The organism is Campylobacter sp. W0066.2, from assembly GCF_024723515.1.
Lineage (GTDB): Bacteria > Campylobacterota > Campylobacteria > Campylobacterales > Campylobacteraceae > Campylobacter_D.
Genome location: NZ_JANQCV010000004.1, coordinates 1 through 21,630 on the forward strand (window position 1 = coordinate 1; position 21,630 = coordinate 21,630).

The 21,630-nt window shown below is 28.7% G+C and carries 22 protein-coding genes and 1 pseudogene; 8 read left to right on the forward strand and 15 right to left on the reverse strand.

From position 1 onward, the window contains the following. From fliP to CAMP18498_RS02250, 8 genes and pseudogenes are all read left to right on the forward strand, one after another. The coding region (gene fliP / locus CAMP18498_RS02215) for a flagellar type III secretion system pore protein FliP (RefSeq protein ID WP_337197217.1) at positions 1-658 on the forward strand (658 nt) is incomplete at its 5' end. A gap of 9 nt (positions 659-667) precedes the next feature. Further along, a complete protein-coding gene (locus CAMP18498_RS02220; RefSeq protein WP_337197218.1) occupies positions 668-1,579 on the forward strand; it encodes an AEC family transporter in 912 nt (303 codons plus the stop codon). 8 nt (positions 1,580-1,587) lie between these two features. Then, entirely contained in the window at positions 1,588-3,336 is a 1,749-nt protein-coding gene (locus tag CAMP18498_RS02225; protein ID WP_337197219.1) for a bifunctional anthranilate synthase component I family protein/class IV aminotransferase, read from the forward strand. Beyond that, the gene (locus tag CAMP18498_RS02230) at positions 3,333-3,896 is read left to right on the forward strand and encodes an anthranilate synthase component II (protein ID WP_337197221.1); all 564 of its coding nucleotides are present in this window, start codon (positions 3,333-3,335) and stop codon (positions 3,894-3,896) included. Before CAMP18498_RS02225 ends, CAMP18498_RS02230 begins: the two co-directional genes overlap by 4 nt. Positions 3,897-3,940: 44 nt before the next feature. Further along, on the forward strand, positions 3,941-5,197 hold the full coding sequence (locus CAMP18498_RS02235) for a TolC family protein (protein ID WP_337197223.1): 1,257 nt from the start codon (positions 3,941-3,943) through the stop codon (positions 5,195-5,197). Further along, positions 5,194-5,934 carry an efflux RND transporter periplasmic adaptor subunit gene (locus tag CAMP18498_RS02240; RefSeq protein WP_337197225.1) on the forward strand — a complete coding sequence of 247 codons (741 nt, stop codon included), beginning with the start codon at positions 5,194-5,196 and terminating at the stop codon, positions 5,932-5,934. The genes CAMP18498_RS02235 and CAMP18498_RS02240 overlap by 4 nt, the downstream gene beginning before the upstream one ends. Before the next feature lie 2 nt (positions 5,935-5,936). Further along, positions 5,937-8,951 (forward strand): efflux RND transporter permease subunit, encoded by a 3,015-nt coding sequence (locus CAMP18498_RS02245; RefSeq protein WP_337197227.1) that lies wholly within the window; start codon positions 5,937-5,939, stop codon positions 8,949-8,951. Positions 8,952-9,033: 82 nt separating this feature from the next. Further along, positions 9,034-11,251, forward strand: a pseudogene (locus tag CAMP18498_RS02250) (autotransporter domain-containing protein). A 48-nt stretch (positions 11,252-11,299) separates the two neighbouring features. On the opposite strand, the gene CAMP18498_RS02255 reads toward CAMP18498_RS02250, so the two are convergent. The 15 genes from CAMP18498_RS02255 to CAMP18498_RS02325 form a co-directional block, all read right to left on the reverse strand. Further along, positions 11,300-11,629 (reverse strand): Spx/MgsR family RNA polymerase-binding regulatory protein, encoded by a 330-nt coding sequence (locus CAMP18498_RS02255; protein WP_337197229.1) that lies wholly within the window; start codon positions 11,627-11,629, stop codon positions 11,300-11,302. Further along, entirely contained in the window at positions 11,623-12,963 is a 1,341-nt protein-coding gene (locus CAMP18498_RS02260) for a class II 3-deoxy-7-phosphoheptulonate synthase (RefSeq protein WP_337197230.1), read from the reverse strand. The genes CAMP18498_RS02255 and CAMP18498_RS02260 overlap by 7 nt, the downstream gene beginning before the upstream one ends. Before the next feature lie 52 nt (positions 12,964-13,015). Next, positions 13,016-13,369, reverse strand: coding sequence for a cupin domain-containing protein (locus CAMP18498_RS02265; protein WP_337197232.1), 354 nt, complete (start codon positions 13,367-13,369; stop codon positions 13,016-13,018). A gap of 2 nt (positions 13,370-13,371) precedes the next feature. Then, positions 13,372-13,728 (reverse strand): 50S ribosomal protein L19, encoded by a 357-nt coding sequence (gene rplS, locus CAMP18498_RS02270; protein ID WP_012661698.1) that lies wholly within the window; start codon positions 13,726-13,728, stop codon positions 13,372-13,374. An 11-nt stretch (positions 13,729-13,739) separates the two neighbouring features. After that, entirely contained in the window at positions 13,740-14,444 is a 705-nt protein-coding gene (gene trmD, locus CAMP18498_RS02275) for a tRNA (guanosine(37)-N1)-methyltransferase TrmD (RefSeq protein WP_337197234.1), read from the reverse strand. Beyond that, positions 14,441-14,965, reverse strand: coding sequence for a ribosome maturation factor RimM (gene rimM / locus CAMP18498_RS02280; RefSeq protein WP_337197236.1), 525 nt, complete (start codon positions 14,963-14,965; stop codon positions 14,441-14,443). Before rimM ends, trmD begins: the two co-directional genes overlap by 4 nt. Further along, positions 14,955-15,200: a KH domain-containing protein gene (locus CAMP18498_RS02285; protein WP_012661701.1), complete on the reverse strand. Its 246-nt coding sequence runs from the start codon at positions 15,198-15,200 to the stop codon at positions 14,955-14,957. The genes rimM and CAMP18498_RS02285 overlap by 11 nt, the downstream gene beginning before the upstream one ends. A gap of 2 nt (positions 15,201-15,202) precedes the next feature. Beyond that, positions 15,203-15,430: a 30S ribosomal protein S16 gene (gene rpsP, locus CAMP18498_RS02290; RefSeq protein ID WP_012661702.1), complete on the reverse strand. Its 228-nt coding sequence runs from the start codon at positions 15,428-15,430 to the stop codon at positions 15,203-15,205. A 71-nt stretch (positions 15,431-15,501) separates the two neighbouring features. Beyond that, positions 15,502-16,839 carry a signal recognition particle protein gene (gene ffh, locus CAMP18498_RS02295; protein WP_337197239.1) on the reverse strand — a complete coding sequence of 446 codons (1,338 nt, stop codon included), beginning with the start codon at positions 16,837-16,839 and terminating at the stop codon, positions 15,502-15,504. A 65-nt stretch (positions 16,840-16,904) separates the two neighbouring features. After that, positions 16,905-17,657 (reverse strand): pseudouridine synthase family protein, encoded by a 753-nt coding sequence (locus CAMP18498_RS02300; RefSeq protein ID WP_337197241.1) that lies wholly within the window; start codon positions 17,655-17,657, stop codon positions 16,905-16,907. Beyond that, the gene (gene waaA, locus CAMP18498_RS02305; RefSeq protein ID WP_337197243.1) at positions 17,638-18,822 is read right to left on the reverse strand and encodes a lipid IV(A) 3-deoxy-D-manno-octulosonic acid transferase; all 1,185 of its coding nucleotides are present in this window, start codon (positions 18,820-18,822) and stop codon (positions 17,638-17,640) included. Before waaA ends, CAMP18498_RS02300 begins: the two co-directional genes overlap by 20 nt. Then, entirely contained in the window at positions 18,819-19,538 is a 720-nt protein-coding gene (locus CAMP18498_RS02310) for a zinc ribbon domain-containing protein (RefSeq protein ID WP_337197244.1), read from the reverse strand. Before CAMP18498_RS02310 ends, waaA begins: the two co-directional genes overlap by 4 nt. An 11-nt stretch (positions 19,539-19,549) precedes the next feature. Then, complete coding sequence (locus CAMP18498_RS02315) at positions 19,550-20,275, reverse strand: Nif3-like dinuclear metal center hexameric protein (RefSeq protein WP_263678743.1); 726 nt, start codon at positions 20,273-20,275, stop codon at positions 19,550-19,552. Then, positions 20,265-21,125, reverse strand: a complete 861-nt coding sequence (gene glyQ / locus CAMP18498_RS02320) for a glycine--tRNA ligase subunit alpha (RefSeq protein WP_039668538.1) — start codon at positions 21,123-21,125, stop codon at positions 20,265-20,267. The genes CAMP18498_RS02315 and glyQ overlap by 11 nt, the downstream gene beginning before the upstream one ends. Continuing rightward, positions 21,122-21,628: a DUF3972 domain-containing protein gene (locus CAMP18498_RS02325; RefSeq protein WP_039668539.1), complete on the reverse strand. Its 507-nt coding sequence runs from the start codon at positions 21,626-21,628 to the stop codon at positions 21,122-21,124. The genes glyQ and CAMP18498_RS02325 overlap by 4 nt, the downstream gene beginning before the upstream one ends. Between the last annotated feature and the right edge of the window lie 2 nt (positions 21,629-21,630).

The window sequence follows — 21,630 nt, forward strand, 5'->3', positions numbered from 1 at the left end:
AAGTCTTAGTGCTCCAAATAGCCCACAACAACTCGTAACAACCCTAAATATAGTCATAGTTTTAACCATACTAGCTCTTGCGCCTACCATTGTTTTTGTAATGACTTCTTTTTTAAGACTTGTTGTAGTGTTTTCTTTTTTAAGAACAGCTCTTGGCACTCAAACTATGCCACCAAATACTATTTTGGTTACCTTAGCTTTGATTTTAACTTTTTTCATTATGGAGCCTGTAGCTACAAAATCATACAATGAAGGTATAAAACCCTATATCGCCGAACAGATAGGTTATGAAGAAGCTTTTACTAAAGGTGTTAAGCCTTTTAAAGATTTTATGCTAAAAAACACTAGGGAAAAAGACTTAGCGCTTTTTTATAGGATTAGAAATTTAGAAAATCCAAAAACCATAGATGATGTACCTTTAACAGTTTTAGTGCCAGCCTTTATGATAAGCGAGCTTAAAACTGCTTTTGAAATAGGCTTTTTACTTTTCTTGCCATTTTTGGTTATTGATATGGTAGTAAGCTCGGTATTAATGGCTATGGGTATGATGATGCTACCTCCTGTTATGATTTCTATGCCTTTTAAACTTTTGATATTCGTGCTTGTAGATGGATGGAATTTACTCATACAAAATTTAGTCAAAAGTTTTTTAACCTAGCAGAATAAAATGTATATTTTTTCTTCCTTATTTAGTATATTTTGTTTGCTTTTTGGTGGATATTTTGCTAAAAAAATCAAAATTTTAAAACAAAAACAAGCGCGTGCTTTTTTAGATTTTGCTATTATTTTTGCCTTACCTTGCTTGATTTTTGAGCGCGCTTATCATTTAAATTTTGATTTTTCTTTGATTGTTATTATATTGCTTGGGTTAGGTTGTGCTATTGTTTCAGCATTATGTTGTGTGTTTTTAGCTTTTTGCTTTAAATTTAGTAAAAGTACTCTTGTAAGTATTTTTTTACTTTCTAGCTTTGGAAACACTTTATTTGTAGGTATACCTATTATTAGTGGAATTTATCAAGATCCTCATTTTTTGGGCGAAATTATCCTTTATGATGTTCTTGCTACTTCTTTACCAATGGCACTGCTTGCTCCTTTTATCATCTCTTTAGCTAGCGAGCAAAAGGTAAGCTTTTTGCAAAATCTTAAAAAAGTTTTCACTTTTCCACCTTTTGTTGCTTTGATTTTAGGACTTTGTTTTAAGCTTACCGCACTTCCTGATTTTATCTTTGAACCTTTGCGTATGCTTGGAGCTAGTGCCACACCTATAGCGCTTTTTGCCATAGGTTTAAATTTAGGCTTTTTAAGTATAAAAACTTCTTATAAAGCAACTATAATAGTCATTTTTGGCAAAATGATACTCACACCTTTAATATTTTTAGTACTTTTAAAGCTTTTAAATTTCAAATTAAATCCTAGCTCTACCATCGCTTTACTTGAATCAGCTATGCCTACTATGACAATGGTTGCAGCAATGATCATGAAAGCAAAACTTGATACAAATTTAGCGGTTAGTTCTGTGGCTTTTGGTATAGTTTTTGCCTTTGTTTCTTTACCTGTTTGGGTGTATTTTTTAAGCTAAGGATATAAATGGCATTTGCTATATTTGGAAAATATCTTTATGATGATCTTGCCTTCACTCTTAAAGCTCACACTCAAAAAGAAAGCAAAAAAGCTTTTAAAATCATAGAAAAATATAAAAATCAATATTATTTTTTAGGCTATATTCAATATGAATTTTATAAATATCTAGAAGATAAAAATTATAAAAGCAAAGAACCTTTTTTGTATTTTTTTGCTTTTAAAACAAGAAAAATCTTTACAAATAAAGAAAAAAATTTAGACTTTTATCCAAGCTTTTCATCTAATTTAAATCAAGAAAAGTATTTTGAAAATTTTAACAAAGTTAAAGATGCTATAGCTAAAGGTCAAAGTTATCAAGTTAATCTCACTCAAGAATTACATTTACAATCAAATCTTAATGTGTATGAGAGTTTTTTAAGCCTTTATCCTAAGCAAAATACCCCTTATAAAGCTTATATGAAAAATGAATTTTTAGAACTAGCTTCTTTTTCACCTGAACTTTTTTTTAAAATCAAAAATAAAAAAATCATCACAAAACCCATGAAAGGCACAATCAAACGCTCGAATAATCCAAAAGAAAATGAAAATCTAAAAAACTTTTTAAAATGTGATGAAAAAACCATTAGCGAAAATGTAATGATAGTTGATTTATTACGCAATGATATTTCAAAACTCATCAAAAAGCATTCTTTAAAATGCGAACTTTTTAAGGTTAAAACTTATCCTACCTTACACCAACTTATTTCAAAAATAAGCGGAAAATTAAAGCAAAAAAATGGTTATTTTAAAATTTTCAAAGCCCTTTTTCCATGTGGATCTATCACAGGTGCACCCAAAATAGAAACCATCAAACTTATAGAAAATTTAGAGCAAAGAAAACGTAGAATTTATTGTGGAGCAATAGGTTTAATCCATAAAAACAAAGCAAAATTTAGCGTAGCTATACGCACTTTAGAGAAAAAAAGCAATGATGATTTTTTAAGATATGGTGTGGGAAGTGGGCTTGTGTGGGACTCACAAAAACAAGATGAATTTGAAGAATTAAAACTAAAAAGCAAAATTTTAGAACCTAACTTTTACTTGTTTGAAACAATGTATTATAAAAATCATTCTATTTTATTTTTCAAAGAACATTTACAAAGAATTTTAAACTCAGCTAAATTTTTTGGCTTTGATACTCAAAGATTAAAACATGATTTTAAAAATATACTAGAGAGTAAAGATAAAAAATTCCATTTTAAATCTTTACAAAATTTTAACAATTTTGTTTTCAATCATCATCATTTTTTTGCAAAAAGTAATTTTACTCAAAAAGGCTCAAAGGCTATTAAATTAAAACTTTTCAAAAATGGCCTCTATGAGTTTGATTTTAGCAATATACAAGAAAATTCAAGCAAAAAACTACTCATAAGTAAAGACATCATAAAAGTAAATCTTTTAACACACCATAAAACTTCTCTGCGTAGTTTATATGAAGCAAATTCTTATCTATGGAAAGAAAATATTTGCTATGACATAGTTTTTTTTGATGAAAAAGGCATACTTTGTGAGGGTTCAAGAAGTAATATTATTATAAATTTAAATGATGAGTATTTTACCCCTTATGCTAAAAACTGCCTCAATGGTATTTATAGACAAACACTCTTAAAACACAAGCTCATCAAAGAAAAAGATATCACTAAAGATGCGCTTTTAAATGCTAAAGAAATTTATGCTATTAATTCTTTAAGAGGCTTAAAAAGGGTGTTTTTGTGAGAGTTTTAATTATAGATAATTATGATTCTTTTACCTACACTATAGCCTTTTATTTAAAAGAATTAAATATTACTTATAAAATCATCAAAAACGATAAATTTAAAAACCCAAAAAAGCTTAAAAAATATGATTTTACCCATCTTTTAATCTCCCCTGGACCAAATTCTCCAAAAGAATCAAAGCTAAGCTTAAAAGCTATAAAATATTTTAAAAAAGATAAAAAAATACTTGGAATTTGTCTAGGACACCAATGTATAGCACATATTTTTGGTGGTAAAATTTCTAAACTTCCAAACCCAACCCATGGTAAGGTAAAAACTATAAAATTTAAACCAAACCCACTTTTTAAAAACCTTGAGCAAAATTTTAAAATTTGTTTATATCACTCTCTTTATGTCAGTCATATAGGCAAAAAATGTGAAATTTTAGCCCATAGTGAAGATAATATCATCATGGCTTTAAAACATAAAAAATACGATATTTACGGAATCCAGTTTCATCCTGAAGCCATACTAAGTCAAAATGGTAAAAAGCTACTTAAAAATTTTCTTGCTTTATAATTACTTTAAGTTATATTTTCTATAATAAAACAAAAAGTTTAAAAATGAAAATTTTATATTTACTTTTCTTGCCCTTATTTTTACTAGCTAATAATCTTAAAGAATTTATAGATTTAAGTTTAAACAATGAAAATTACTTACAAAAGCAACTCCAATTTTCAAAAAGTATTTTAGAACAAGAAAGTGTGCAAAATGCTTATTTGCCAAGTTTACATTTAGGTGTTTCTTATCTTGGCTCAAACAAAGATCGCTTTATCATAGAACCCCAAGAAAGTCTAATGAGCACCCTTTCGCTTAAATTTTTACTTTTTGATGGGGGTAATAGAGAAGCAAAAATCGCTAGTATGCAAAGTCTAAAACAACTTGCTCATCTTGAAAAAGAAAACATGGCAAATTATATGGCACTTAGCGCTAGTGTTTTGTATTTTAATTATCTTAGTTTAGAAAGTATTATAGCAAGTGATAAACAAAAAGAAATCACTCTGCAAAATCAACTCAAACGCTTAGAAAATTTTTACCAAGCTGGACTTGCTAGCCAAAGTGAGCTTGAGAGCATAAGAGCAAAATTTGAGTTAAGCTCTTATGAATTAGCTCAAAATGAATTAAAACTGTATGAATTAAAAAATGAAATTTATAATCTTAGTAAAACGCATTTTACGCCTTCTTTTCAAAATATTTTACAAGAACCAAGTGTAGAAAAAAACAAAAGCTATGAAATAGCCCTTATGCAAGAAAAATTAAATTTAGAAAATTTAAAAATAGACTCTGCCAGAGCTGAGTTGTTTCCAAAAATATTTTTACAAAATAGTTTTAGTTTTTATGATATGAACTACAATCCTAAATTACCACATGAGCTAAAATCAACAAGCGAAAGCTTTTTAAAAGAACATGGACAAAGCAATCGTTTTATTTTAACTTTTGAGTGGAAAATTTTTGATTTTGGTGCTAATCAAAAAGCTCTAGAAGCTCAAAAATATACAAGCAAAATTACTCAATTAGAGCTTGAAAAAACCAAAAGAAAAGTAAATATAGAACTAGATAATCTTTTACAAGAAATTGAAATTTCTAAAGTTAAAATAAAAGCATTAAATGCAAGTTTCAAAGCAGCTAATTTAGCTTTTGAGGCCATTGAGAAAAAATACACCGCAGGACTTTGCTCATATGTAGAATACCTAAATGCATTAGAATTAAAATACAAAAGTCAAAGTCAACTTGAACTAGCTAAAAATGAATATGAAATCACAAAAGCAAGGTATTATTTTACAGCTGGAATTGATATAAAAACAAAGGTTTTAGAATGAAATTAGTATTTTTAACTTTATTTTCTCTACTCACTTTAAAAGCTGAAGAAATTTATGCTAGCTTTGATGTGCTTGCACAAAATCAATCAAAATTATCCTTGCAAAGTGCTGGTATAGTTAAAGCAATTTATGTGAATGTTAATGATAAGGTAAAAAAAGATCAAGTTTTACTTAAACTTGAAGATTCCAGCGAGCAAATAGCCTTAAAATTAGCACAAAATGAATACAAACTTGCTACTCTTGCACTAGAACATGCTAAAAGTTCTTTAGAAAAATTTAAAAAGGTACAAGAAGTTATAGATAAGCAAAGTTATGAAAATGTTTTATTTGAGTTTCAAAAAGCACAAAGCTTGCAACAAAAAGCCTTTTTAAATATACAACATTACAAAGACTTAATCGATAAAAAAACCCTAAAAGCACCTTATGATGGGATTATTTCTAACAAATATATTGACATAGGCGATGGAGCTAGGGGAATTTCTCATGTTTTATTTGATTTTTTTTCTTATCCAAAAGTAAAATTGCTTTTAAGTTTTGATGAAAAATTTAAAGATAAGATAAAAATCGATGATATTTTTATTTATAAAATAGACTCAAATGAAAAAGAATATCAAGGTAAAATCACACTTATTTATCCAAGTATAGACATAAAAACACGAAAAATTTATGCAGAAGTTGAGGCCTTAAACTTTACTCCAGGTTCTTTTGGAGAAGGAAAAATCATCACCAAGGATTAATCTTGTATCGTTTTGCTATTAATAATCCTATTGCTGTTTTGATGTTTTTTATCGCTTTGGTGATTTTTGGTACTTTTTCTATTTTTAGTATGCCCATTAATCTTTATCCAAAAGTAGATATTCCTTTGATTAAAATTACCACAACCGCTAATGGAGATTTAAAATTCATAGAATCTAAAATAACCAAAGAAATAGAAAATGCAATTTCAGATGTACAAGGGATAAAAAATATCAATTCTACAAGTTATAATAATTTTTCTATTTCTGTTGTTGAATTTGAATTAGGCAAAAACTTAGAAGTAGCTGCAAATGATATTAGAGATAAACTTAATACTATTAATCTTCCAGCAAAGCCAACCTTAGAAAAAATATCCCCTGATGCAGGATCTGTTGTATCATTATTTTTAAGTTCTAAGGATCATTTAAAACTTATGCGTAAGATTGACAATGATATAAAACCATTTTTACAAAAAATTTCAGGAGTTGGAACGATCAATGATATAGCCTTTTTAAAACCACAAGTTCAAATCAAACTCTTGCCTAACGCTTTACAAAAATACCACATTAATGCACTTGATGTAGCTAAAATCATCCAAAGCCATAATTTTAAACAATATCTAGGTGAGTTTGAAAATTCAAAAGATAATTTCACCATCAAAGGATATTTTGAAGCACAAAATTTAAAAGAGTTAGAAAATATACGCATTTTTAGTGGAATATTTTTAAAAGATATAGCAAATATTAGCTATGGCTTAGAAGATCAAAAGCAGTTTGCATTACTTGATACAAAAGATGGGGTATTGCTTGAGCTTAATAAAATTTCTGGCTATAACTCCTTAAAAGTTATAGAAAATATCAAAAATTCCTTAAAAACACTACAAACAATAGCGGGCAATGAGGTAGAAATTAAAATAGTTTATGATAAAAGCCAAAATATCTTAAAACATATCAATCAAGTTATTTTTGATATGGTTTTTGGTGTGATTTTGACACTTTTAATAGTGTATGTATTTTTAAGAAATATCAGTGCGACTATTTTAGCTTTTATTGTTTTACCAACTTCAATTATTTCTAGTTTTTTTCTCATTAATCTTTTAGGTTATGATATTAATCGCTTAACCATCATAGCTCTTACTTTAAGTATAGGAATTTTTATAGATGATGCTATAGTCATCATTGAAAGTATAGCCAAAAAAGCAAAAACACTTCCTCCTTTACAAGCTTCATTTGAAGGGATCAAAGAAATAGGCTTTAGCGTCTTAAACATTAGTGCGGTTTTATTGTGTGTATTTATACCTATTGCTTATATGAATTCAGTTCCTGGTTTATTTTTTAATGTATTAGCTACTAGTGTTGCTTCTGGTGTGATTATAAGCTATCTTGTAAGTGTATTTTTAATACCTACCTTAAGTGCTAGATTTTTAAACACTAGCGAAAGCACATTTTATAAAAAAAGTGAATTTTTATTTATAAAACTTGACTTATTTTATGAAAAGCTACTTTATAAAGTTTTAGCTAATAAGATTAAATTTATCCTATCAACGCTTGTTATAATTATTTTATGTTTTTCTTTAGCTCCTAAAATAGGATTAGATTTTCTAACTATAGAAGAAGATAGTGAAATACAAGTTTTATTAGAAAGCAAAAACGACTTATCTTTAGAAGCTATGAAAGAAAAAAGTTTAAAAGTATATGAAAATATAAAGCAAGATCCAAGTGTTGCTTATGCATATTTACTTATAGGATATAATGACGCAAAGGAAATTAAAAAAGCAAAAATTTATGTAAAATTAAAACCTTTAAATGAAAGAAAATTCAGACAACCTAAGCTTATTAGCCTTTTTCAAGAAAAATTAAACTCCTATGAAGACTTAAAGATAAAAGTTTTAGAACTCCCTAAAATAGAAGGAGCAGGCATTGAAGATCCGGTTCAAATTCAAATTTTAGGTGATGATTTAAAGCTAATAAAAGAAGCTATTAATAGAATGAAAGAAGTGTTTTTAAAACATGAAGGCTTTATTGCTATAGATGATAATGAAGGGGATTTAAAAGAAGAGATTGCTATTAATATCAATAGAGAAAAAGCTGCTAAACTTGGTATTAACCCTCAAGAACTTGCTTATGTCTTGGCTTATTCCTTTGGAAATTTAAGCGTTGGAAATATGGATTATAAAAATTTTAAAGATGAAATTATCCTTAGCTTTGATGAAGCTTTTAAACAAAATCCAACTAGTTTAGAGCTAATAGAACTTAAAAATCATAACAATAAAAGTATAAAACTTGCTAGTATTGCTAGCTTTTCTTATAAAAAAGATCTTTCTTTAATTAACAGACACAATAAAACTACTAGTATAAAACTCACTTCAAGCATAGAAAACATTTCTTTAGGTGAAGTAAGAAAAATTTTTGAGTCCAATTTAGCTTATATTTTAGGAAAAAATAACCTATCTTTTGCTTATTCTGGTTTTTTGGACTTTTTAGATGATACCATTAGTGGGTTTTTATTTTCTATATCTTTAGGGATGATTTTGATTTATTTAATCCTTGCTTCTTTGTATTCAAGTTTAATACTTCCTTTAATCATCATGATAAGCATGCCTTTGGCTTTTGGTGGAGCTTGCTTTGGAATTTTTATCACAGGAAATCACTTTTCTTTATTTGTGCTTGTAGCTATTATTTTGCTTTTTGGAATGGTAGGAAAAAATGCTATATTATTAGTAGATGTAGCTAATAAAAAATGCGATGAAGGTATGGAAGTAGAAAAAGCACTAATTTATGCAGGAAAAAGTCGTTTAAGAGCTATTTTAATGACAACTTTTGCGATGATTTTTTCCATGCTTCCACTAGCACTTTCAAGGGGTTCTGGTTTTGAAGGAAATTCTCCTATGGCCATTGCTATTATATTTGGTCTTATTAGCTCAACCTTACTAACACTTTTAGTAGTGCCAGCTTTATTTAAATTTGCTCATAATTTAGATGTGAAAATTAAAAAAATCTACCAAAGAGAGAAAATTTAATTACTTTTTGAAAATCTCATTTACTTTAAACTTAAATTTATGGGGGGGGGGAGGTATAATTGCTTTTTTTCAATTTAAACTTATGAAACTTTCTTATTGCACAAGTAAAGTTTTAATGGGAGTTGGTATTAGTGCTTTATTAAGCAATGCTGCTTTAGCTCAAGAAATTACCATAACAGATGACACTATAAAAAATTATTTTGAAACTAGTGATGGTAGAAATTTCAACTTAAAAACAGATTATACTAATGGTGATTTGACTCTAAATCTTTCCTATACAGACCTAGCTAACGATGAATTTAAAGATCTCTCAAGAGTAAATATTAACTTGGGTTCCAACAACCTTACTTTTAAAAATACTTCTGAAGGCGCTAGTTATGTAACAAACTATACCATTGATGCTAAAAAAACTGAGGCAACAGATGTGATATTTCAAAGCTTAGATGGAAAATCCATCGTAAATGGAGATTTTAATATAAAAGGTTCATCTAATCCTACAGATGGTGTTTTAGATGATATAAAATCTTCAGCTATTTTAATCGCTGATGGGCATGGCCTACAAGGTTCTCTTGAAGTAAATGGAAATTTTACAGCAGATAAATCTACTCTATTTACCATAGGTGGCAATAAAAGTCAAAACCACATACAAATAAACGGTAAAGCAAATATCACAAATTCAAACTTTTCCATAGGAACAACAAGCTTTGGTGATTTGGCTTTAAACAACTATGTTTTCATGAGTGCAAGCGAAGGGTTTAATGAAGATATAACAAGCTCAAATAAAGCTAGTGCAAACATAAGTAAAAATTTTGAAAACATTGTAGGTATGAGTAGCAAAGATTTAGGACTTGATTATGAAATTGTAAGAGCTATAGATGTAAAAGATTTTGTTGATTATGAACTTTCTACAAAAGATAATAAGCTTTTAATTAGCGGTGACGCAAATGAAAATGTACTTAATAATAAGAAAGTCTTAGAAAGTGATAAAAAATACCTAGAATTAATTAAAACTGATTTAGAAGATGCCAAAGATGATGAAGGTGCTAATATAGAAAAAATTGATGAAGCCATTGTAAAAATTGATGAGCAAATAAAACAAATTCAAGATATGATTAGCAATGCTGAAAGTGGAATAATCTCTAATGATGATTATGTAAAAAACGATTCTAGCGTTTCAACTTCCAACAAAGACTTTGTTTCTAAAATTTTAGATGGACTTACACTCGGTAAAGATTTAAATGCAATAGGTAGTATTAAATTTGATAAAGTCGGGGAACAAGTAGCAAATGATATAAAAGATTCAGCTAAATCTATCTCAAATGTAAATCAAGCCTCATCAGGTATAAACTCGACTATCAATGTATCAAATGATGTATCTATAGGTTCTCGTGTAGCTATGTTAAATAATCCTTATGGAAATTACGCTACAAAATTATCTCAAATAAGATTTGCTACTAATGATTATAGAGGAAATTATGTTGATAATTATAATAACAGCATTTGGGGTAATGTAATAGGTGGTGCAAACATCATAGATGGAGATAGTGGTGCTTTATATGGAGCTACTATAGGTATGGATAGAAAAATTAACGATGATGTTATTATTGGTGCTTATTTTACTTATGCAAACGCTGAAATAAAAGATAATCTTTTAACCCAAAAAATCAGATAATTTCCAATTTGGTGCTTATTCTAATATCTATATAAGTCCAAAAGTTGAAGTTAATGTTAGGGCTTATGCTCAAATTTCTCCAACAGATCAAGATATTATAAATAGAGGATTTAACACTACAAATGGTGCTGACTTTAATAGAAAATTCCTTGGTTTGAGTGCTAACATGGGATATGTTTTTGATTTTAGCGATAATACTTTATTTATCAAACCTTTTGCTGGAGCAAACTACTACTATGCACATACTCCAAGCTATAAAGAAAACGGCATAGCAGGAAAAGATGTCAATAGCGCTAGCAATAATTCTATCTCATTAGAACTTGGCGCTGAACTTAGAAAATATATGAGTGAAGAATCATATTTATTTATCACCCCAAAAATAGAACAATATGTAATGAATAATGGAGATGATTTTGTAGCAAGTTTAAATGGTGTAGCATTACCTAGCGTAAAAAGTGATGATAAGAAAAAAACCTATGGATAAATCATTATAGGTGGTAATGTAGATATTAACAAGCAATTTAGCTTAAATGCAGGTGTTGGAGCTAAACAAATACTAGCTGGTAAAACAGATGGTAAAAATGAAACTTATGTAAGTGGTCAAGTAGGTTTTAAATATAAATTCTAAAAATCTTTCGAGAAACTCCTTAAATGCTAGAGCAAAAACTCTAGCATTTTAAAAACTCTCATATTCTTTAGCTATAAAAACTTCATCATCTTTTATGATTAATGGGCGTTTTATAAGCGTTGGACTTTGTAAAATCATCGCTTTAATTTCATCTTGGCTTAAATTTTGAAGTTTTTCTTTATTTAACCCTAATTTTCTAGCACTCATGCCCGCTGTATTTACAAGCTCTAAAACACTTCTTTTACTAAGCCAAAAATCTAAAGTTTCTTCATCTAGTTTTTTAATGTCTAAAAATTCAAATTCAATTTGCTCAGAATTTAAATAATCCATAGCTTTTTTCACACTATTGCAATTTTTAATACCATAAAATTTTAACATTTTCTTGCCTTTTTAACTAAGTCTGCTATGATAAATGCTAATTCTAATGCTTGATCAGCATTTAATCTTGGATCACATTGTGTTTCATAACGTTTAGAAAGTTCTTCTTGAGTGATATTTAAAGAGCCTCCCACGCATTCGGTTACATTTTGCCCTGTCATTTCTAAATGCACCCCACCAGGATACACTCCCTCGCTCATAGCTATTTCAAAAAACGCACGCACTTCTTGGATGATTTTATCAAATTCTCTTGTTTTAAAATTACCCGATTTAACTGTATTTGCATGCATAGGATCTATGCTATAAAGTATATTAAATCCTTCTTGTTTTAACTCTTTAAATAATTTTGGTAAGGCTTTTTCTATCTTATTGCATCCCATACGGATGATGAAATTTAATCTTCCTGCTTCATTATGCGGATTTAAAATACCTACTAGCTTTTTTATCTCATCTAAATCATAATTAGCACTAAGTTTAACACCAAGTGGATTTTTTACTCCACTTAAAAAATGTACATGTGCTTCATCTACTTTTCTAGTACGCTCACCTATCCAAAGCATATGTGCTGAACAATCATAAATTTCCCCACTTAAACTATCTACCCTAGTTAAAGCTTCCTCATAAGGCAAAAGCAAGGCTTCATGAGAAGTATAAAAGGCTGTTTGAGAAAGATTTGGAGTATCAGTAATGCCACAAGCTTGCATAAAGGCTAAGGCTTGAGTGATTTTTTCACTAAGTTCATCATATTTTTTCCCAAGCTCTGCTTTTTTTAAAAAACCCAAATTCCACTTATGTACTACTCTTAAATCCGCTAAACCGCCTCTTGAAAAAGCTCTTAATAAATTTAAAGTTGTAGCACTTTGATAATATGCTTCTAACATTCTTTTAGGATCAGCTATTCTTGATTTTTCATTAAATTCAAAACCATTAATAATATCCCCACGATAACTTGGAAGCTTTACCCTATCAACCTCTTCAAAATCACTACTTCTTGGCTTTGCAAATTGCCCTGCAACGCGCCCTACTTTAACTATAGGGCAAGATCCTGCAAAAGTAAGCACTATAGCCATTTGAAGCATAACTTTGAACATATCTCTTATATTATCAGCACCAAAATTTACAAAACTCTCCGCACAATCTCCTCCTTGGAGTAAAAATGCTTGAGAATTTACAACCTTAGCAAGGGATTTTTTTAATTTATCCACCTCGCCTGCAAAAACAAGCGGTGGTAGTTTTTCTAATTTTTTAACAACATTTTGTAATTCATTTTCATCAGGATATTGTGGTTGTTGCTGAATTTTATAATTTTTCCAAGAATCTTTAGTCCATTTCATAGCTTAACTTCCTAATTTTAGTAAGCTAAAATTATACAAAATGAGGCTTAAATTAAAATTTTAAAACACCTTCAACACGTTCAAGACTATCTTGCTTATACAAAGTTAAGCGCACTATAGAATCTTCTAGCGCTAAAAGATTATGGATCTCATGAGTTTTTAAACTTATACTATCTAGCGTTTTAAGTAGAATTTTTTGATTTAAAACTCCAAAGTCAATGGAGCCTTTTAATACTTGTATGGTAATATCAAAAGGCGCTTTATGATCTTTCATAAAGCTATCTTTTGACATAGTTATGCAGATTTCTTTAGCATAAGCATTTTCTATTTTATTAGATATATTTATGCCATTTTGAATTTCTTGTTCCCAAGAAATTGCTTCATATATTTGAGTTCTAAATTTCACTTTTATTTTTTAAGTTCTTTAATACGAGCAGCCTTACCTCTTCTATCTCTTAGGTAGAATAATCTAGCACGGCGCACACGACCTCTTCTTAATACTGTAATACTTTCTAAACTTTCACTATAAATAGGGAAAATTCTTTCAACACCTACATTATTAGCACCTATTTTGCGCACAATGAAAGTTTCATCTACACCATTTCCTCTACGTGCTATACAAATACCTTCAAAATTTTGAATTCTTGTTTTATCGCCTTCTTTAATGCGAATAGCAAGTCTTAAAGTATCTCCAGCACGAAATTCTGGAACATTTTTACCTTCAATTTGTTTTTGCTCAAATTGCTCAATGTATTTATTTTTCATAACGATATTCCTTAAAATTTGCGTTCATGCTTTTGATACAAATCAGGACGAAAATATTTCGTTTTGCAAGACGCCAAAGTAGTTTTTAAAGCTGTGATTTTAGCGTGATTTCCCTTTAAAAACTCTGAAGGCACATAAAATTTTTTATTTTCCTTTTCAAAAATAAAGGGTTTAGAAAACGATGGGGCTTCTAATAAGTCATTTTCAAAACTTTCTTCACTTAAACTTTCACTATTTCCAAGAACATCTTGAATATTTCTGCTAATAGCATCACACATAACTAAAGACGCTAACTCTCCACCTGTAAGTATAAAATCACCTATAGAAAACACCTCATTAGCAAATTCTTCCACAATACGCTCATCCAAACCCTCATATCTACTGCTTACAAAGCAAATATGATCTTTCTTGCTTAATCTTTTAGCATCAGTTTGTTTAAAAGTCTTAGCACAAGGTAAAAGAAAAACAAAATGAACATTTTTATCTTGCTTTTTAATATGCATTAAGCAATCATACAAAGGCTGAACTTGTAGCAAAAGCCCTGCGCCTCCTCCTATTTTATAATCATCTACTTTAAAGTGCTTGTTTGTGGTAAAATTTCTAGGATTAACAAAAGCAAATTCTAATATCCCTTTTTCTTTTGCTCTTGCTAAAATAGAAGTTTGAAAATAAGGTTCAATAAATTCTGGGAATAAACTTACAAAAGTATATTTCATGAATTTTCTAAAATATCCAAAGCAGATTGTGTGAATATCTTTTTATTTTCTACATCAACTTTTTGAATATATTTATCAACATAAGGAATATAAAAGTTTTTAACCTTTGTCTGCAGTTTTTCATCACATTTTATACAAAATAAATACCCTACTCCATTTTCTAAAATGTCTTCAACTACACCTAATTTTTGCTCATTTTCAAAAACATCACATCCAATTATATCAAAATAAAAATACTCATCTTTTTTTAATTTACAAGTTTCTTTTGTAGCTTCAATAGTTTGAAAAAGAGTAATATTAGTTAAGGTTTTGGCAGTCTCAACACTCTCAAAGCCTTCAAACAAAACTAAAGATCTAGTTTTATCAAAAGCCTTTATGGTGTAAATTTTTTGATTAATATCAAAAAATTTAACACCTATTTTAAACTGCTCATAAAAATCACTAAGATTATGTAATTTTACATAACCTTTTAAACCAACACTTTTCCCAAGTTTAGCAACTTGGATCAAATCATTCTTCAATGGCTTTTACCGTTATACGATATGAAGTTGCATCTTTAACTTTGTAAGCCATAATGACTGTTTTTATTGCGTTGATTAATTTTCCATTTTTTCCGATCAACTTACCAGTATCAGATGGATCAACATAAATGATAATTTCAGCAAAATTATTTTCTAAATTTTGTCTTTGTATATCAACTTTTTCAGGAAAATCAACAATTAATTTTGCATATTCTCTTAAAAAATTTTCAACCATTTTTATTTGCTTGTAATAGCTGCTACTCTATCGCTTAATTTAGCACCTACGCTTTTCCAATAAGCTAAACGCTCAGCATCAAATTTTACCACTTCAGGTTCAACCATAGGATTGTAATATCCAATGCTTTCTATCCAGCTACCATCACGTCTTTTTCTACTATCAGTTACAACTATACGATAAAATGGTCTTTTTTTACGTCCCATTTTTGTAAGTCTGATTACTGTCATTTTAATACTCCTAAAAAAATTAAAATTTTGTTATAGATATTTTAACTCATATATCCATAAAAAAGCTTTAATTATTGCGGTCTTTTAGCTTGCTGTAACATATTCATAAAGTTTTCCATTCCTTTTTTGTTTGAAAATTTCTTTGCCAACTTAGCTGCATTGCTAAATTGTTTTAAAAAGCGATTTACTTCCATTTGAGATAAACCAGCACCCTCTGCAATACGACGCTTTCTTGCGTTGTTTAACAAATCAGGATTTTCTCTTTCTTTTGGTGTCATTGATGAAATCATTGCCTTAATATGAATAATTTCTTTAGATTTATCCAAATCAATATCTTTAATATTTGCTGCCATAGATGATAAACCAGGTATCATACCAATGATTGATTTCATACTACCAAGTTTTTTAACACTTTCCATTTGATTTAAAAAGTCATTAAAATTAAATTCACCTTTTTTAATTTTCTTATTAAGTTTTTTTGCTTCTTTTTCATCAATAATGGCTGCAGTTTTTTCAGCCAAAGTCGCTAAATCACCCTCACCCATGATACGATTAACAATTCTATCAGGGATAAATACTTCTAAATCAGCTACTTTCTCACCAACACCAATAAATCTTAAAGGCACACCAATTTGTTTTGCTATACCTAGCGCAACACCACCTTTAGTATCTGCATCAAATTTACTTAAAATAAACCCAGTGATTTCTAAAGCTTCATTAAAGCTACTTGCTGTTTTAACTCCATCTTGACCACTCATAGCATCAGCTACATAAAATACTTCATCAGGATTTAAAATAGCTTTTACATCTTTAAGCTCATTCATCAAAGCCGTATCAATTGCTAAACGGCCGGCAGTATCTACAAGCAAAACATCATACATAGAATTTTTTGCTTTTTCTAAAGCTTGTTTAGCTACATTTAAAGGATTACTTTCATTTTCTATAAAAAATAAATCAAGCTCATTAGCTTGAGTGAGTTGTCTTAGCTGTTCTACTGCAGCTAATCTTTGCAAATCACATGCAGCAATTAGTACTTTTTTATTTCTTAGTTTTAAGTAATTAGCAATTTTTACCGTAGTGGTAGTTTTACCACCACCTTGTAAACCACACATCAAAACAACCGTAGGCGGCTTACTAGCAAATACAAAACCTTGATTTTTACCTTTAACACTAAGAATTTCTTCTAAATTTTTCTTAATTGAGTCTAAAAATTGTTTTTGACCTATACCATTAATTTTTACATCATTTTCTACCAAAGTAAGTAATTCTTTAGTAACTTTATGATGTACATCTGCTTTTAAAAGGGCTTTTTTTAAAGTATCAAGAGCATTTTTTAAAGCTTTTTCATCATCAACAAAACGAAGTTTATTAACTGCGGATTTAAATGACTCACTAACTATTTCAAACACTTTATTTTCCCTTTTATTAAAATTTTAAAAAGCTAAATTATAAACCCTTTTAGCTTTAAACGCCTTTAAAAATTTAAATTTTTTATTTCAAAACCATAAGCATTGAAGCTCTCATCAAGTAAGGCTTTAAATTGATAATCAAAAATATGCGTTTCATATGAATGCAAATACATTCTAGAAGAGCTAATTTTTGCATATTTTTCATCACCTATAATACCATGTTTTATATGATTTAAATGCACTCTAATTTGATGTGTTCTACCTGTTTTAATGACTGCTTTTATTAAGGTTTTTTTAGCATTTACCATTAAAGGTATAACCTGACTATGAGCTTCTAAGCCAAATTTATCGATTTTACTAAAGGCTCCAAATTTATTTTTTATAGTAGTTATTTTTTCACAAATTTCAAGTTCTTCAGCAATCACTCCATCAACAATAGCTAAATAACTTTTATAAACATTTTGTTTTTTGTATTCTTGAATGCATTTTAGTCTAAATTCCTCATCTTTACTTAAAAGTAAAACTCCACTTGTTTCCTTATCAAGTCTATTGATTAATTTAGCATTATAAATACCTTCTAAATTCTCACTAATCTCACCATAAGGCTTATTTAAAGCTATGATTTTATCATCTTCAAAAAGTATTTTTGCTTTTTTTATTTTTTGCACAACAAATCTTGTTTTAGAACTCATTAAAGCCCTAGCTATAACAACCTTTTTACCCATAGCAAAAACACAGCCTTTGTCAATCAAATCCTTTGCTGCGTTATTAGAAATTTTTTCTTGCATTGCAAGCAATTTATAAGCTTTTTCTTGCATCTAAACCTTCTTTTATGCTTAATATAATTTCATTTAAATCACTTTGTTCTTTAAGTTGTGCTTGTGGTAATTTTTGCTTTAAAAAATTATTTATATCTTTTACACTCTCGCAAATATATAAACCATCAACTTCTTGATATAAACTTTCTTGATTAAAAAAATATCTCCCTGAGATAATAACATTATTCCATCTAGCTGCTTCTATGGGATTATGTCCACCTATATTATTTATGAAAGAGCCACATAAAAAAACCACATCACTAATCTTATAAAAACTTTCTAGTTCACCCAAAGTATCTAACAATAAACATTTGGTATTAAAAAAATTTGCAAAATTATTTTCGCTTAAAGTAAAGTCTGAAAATTTTTGCATATTATAGTGGTTTTTTTGACAAAAATCTTTTAAAATTCCCTCAACCTCGCCAAAACGCTCTGGATGTCTTGGGGCGATAATCAATTTATCGTTTTCTTCTAAATTAATTTCATTAAGTAATAATCGTTCTTCATTTTCATGTGTACTAGCAAATATAATAATCCTAGCTTTGGGCTTGGAATAGTTTTTCACTTGTTCTTGTTTTATATTAGCTTTGATATTTTTATATGCTATAACATTTTTAGCGCCCAAGCATTCTAATCTTTCTTTGTCTTTTTGACTTTGTGCAAATACAACATCAATATATTTAAAAATCAAACGATAAAAAAAGCTAAAACGCTTATAGTTTTTTAAAGATCTATCGCTAATTCTAGCATTTAATAAAATAACTTTTGCATTATAAAATTTAGCCATAAACACAAGCATAAGCCAAAGCTCTGCTTCAAAAATAACCAAAACTTTACAAGGTCTCATCCAAAAAGGTACAAAAATCTCAAAAGGGAAAAAATTTACTTTTTTAGAATATTTTAAAGCTTCACTAAAACCAGTTTGAGTTATGGTTGAAATTTTACAAGCTGGAAAAAGTTTTATTAAAGGAATAAGGCTTTTAATTTCACCAAAAGAACAAGCATGAAAATACACGTCACCTTGTTTTTGCCTTAAATTTTTGTAAAGAAAGAATCTTGATTTTAATGATATTTTATACTTTTCCTTACAAAAACTTAAAATCAATAAAAAAGGAGCTGCAATTATATATATAATCACAGCAAAAATATAATAAAAAAAAATCAATTTTGATTTTCTTCTTTTTCTTTGTATAAAATTCTTCCACAATGTAGGCAAGTTATGATTTCATCACCTTTTAAAACAGCCAAGTAAGTTTTATCATAAATTCTCATAAAACAGCCATAACAAGCATGTTTTTTTACAGGAACTACTGCAGTATTTCCTGCCCATTTTCTAATTTTTTCATAAAAAGTTAAAACTTTTTGATTTATTTCACCTACTAATTTTACCTTTTTATCATAAATTTGCAATCTTTCTTTTTCAATATCCACTAAAACAGTTTTAGTTTGAGCATCGATTTGATCCACTTCATTTTCAAGTTCACTTCTTTTAGCTTGCAATTCTTGTATAAACTTTTCTTTATTTTCTAAAATTTTATCCAATCTTTCAATTTCTTCATTTGCTGCATCAAGTTGTTCTTTGGCTATATCCTCTTCAATTTTTAAAGCATTTGCTTCTTTTTCAGTTTTTACCGCTGCACTTTTTTTGGCTATTTCTTTTATTTTTACACCAAATTCTGCAATATGATTGTTGTTTTGAATTTTTTGATTTTCTATATCTTTAATATCTTTCTCAAAACCTGCAATTTCTTCTTCTGTTTTATCAAGTAAATTGCGTTTTTCTTTTAAATCTTTTGTAGCATCTTCTACTTTATTTGCAAAACCATCAAGTTCTTTATCAATTTGCGATAAAGCTATAAGTTGTTCTAAATATTTACTCATTGAAATTTTCCTTAAAAATATTGAAATGGATTTTTTGAAACTGATATTATAACTTCTAAATGAAATTTTTGCAAATCTTTTGCTAAAATTTTACCAAAACAAGATTCGCTTTCATAATGTCCTATATCAATCAAACTAAGTTTATTATGATAACTTTCCAAAGCTTGATGATATTTAAAATCTCCACTTAAAAAGCAATCTGCCTTAATACTAGAAATTAAATCTCCTCCACTGCCTGTGCATATTGCTAAAGTTTTAATTTTCTCATTACCTGCATTTACAACTCTTATACAATCAAGCTTTAAACTTTTTTTTACATGATTAATTAAATCACTAAATTTAAAATCAACATCACAATAAATTAAAAACTCATTTTGTTCTTTAATCTTAAAACCTAAAATTTCACGAGCGAAATAAGCATTTAAATGACTTAAGTCAAAATTCGTATGCATAGCAATTAAAGCTATGTTTTTTTGTATCATTTTAGTAAGAATATTTTGCGGATAAAACACCCCGCTTAAGTTTTTTAAACCTTTAAAAATCAAAGGATGATGAACTATAAAAAGTGAATTTTCACGTGCATTTTCAATTAAATGCATATCCACATCAAGAGCAAGATAAATTTGATTTATTTCTTGATCTAAAGTTCCAAGTAATAGGCCACTATTATCCCATGAACTTTGCGTACTAAATGGGCTAATAGTATCCAAATAATCATAAATTTCTTTAATTTTCATCTAAACTTTCTTTATACACCAAAGCACAATTTTTAGATAATTCTCTAATTTTAAGCATAAAGTCTTGTCTTTGAGTTACTGAAATAGCTCCTCTTGCATCAAGCAAATTAAAAGTGTGCGCTGCTAACATACAATAATCATATGCAGGTAAAGCAAGCTTTGCTTCTAATGCATTCTTACATTCATTATAGGCATTTTCAAATTGCACATTTAAAGTTTTAACATCACTTACTTCAAAATTATATTTACTAAATTCAAACTCACCTTGCTTATGAACATCTTTATAGGTAATTTTTTCACCGTTAAATTCATTCCAAACTATGTCATATACATTATCTACATCTTGCAAATACATTGCAAGTCTTTCTAAACCATAAGTAATTTCAGCACTTACTAAATCTACGCTTATACCGCCAACTTGTTGAAAATAAGTAAATTGTGTCACTTCCATGCCATCAAGCCAAACTTCCCAACCCAGACCCCAAGCACCTAAACTTGGACTCTCCCAGTTATCCTCAACAAAACGAATATCATGTGATTTTAAATCAAAACCTAAATTTTCTAAACTTTTTAAATATAATTCTTGGATGTTATCAGGGCTTGGTTTAATCAAAACTTGAAATTGATAATAAGCACCTAACCTATTAGGATTTTCACCATATCTTCCATCAGTTGGTCTTCTACTTGGTGCTACATAAGCAGCTGCCCAAGGTTTTTTACCCAAACTTCTTAAAAAAGTTGCAGGATGAAAAGTCCCTGCACCTGCTGGAAAATCATAAGGTTGCATAATAGCACAACCTTGTTTTTGCCAAAATTCTTGTAAGTTTAATATCATTTGAGAAAAAGTCATTTTTCTTCCTTTATTTCTTCTGGCTTTTCAGGTGAATTTGCATATAACTCTACTGTTTTATTCCACATCATTTTGTATTTTCTTTTTAGAAATTCCACTTCATTGCGCGCATATTTGAGTTGCTCGTTAAGATTTTCTATGGTTTTTCTATCTTCATCATAAAGTTCTTGCATAGAATAAAGAGCATCTTTTAAAAATTTATTCTCACCCTTTAAAGCTTCTAAGGTCTCATCTTTAGCATCAAGAACTTTTTCGTGTAAGTTTAAAATAGTTCCTATGGTTTTTTCTACAAAACTTTCTCCTGCTAAAGTCATAGAATTTACCATAGCAGGTTGCTTTGAGCTTGTTGGAACCACACTAAATGTTCCTTGATTAGCTTCAATATAAATTTCACCCTCTTCTTCTTTGAAATTTAAAGCACCATTTGCCATCATTCCTTTTACAACATCTTCAGATAAATGCACTAATTGACAAAATTCTTTTAACTTCAAGTAAGTTTGCATAA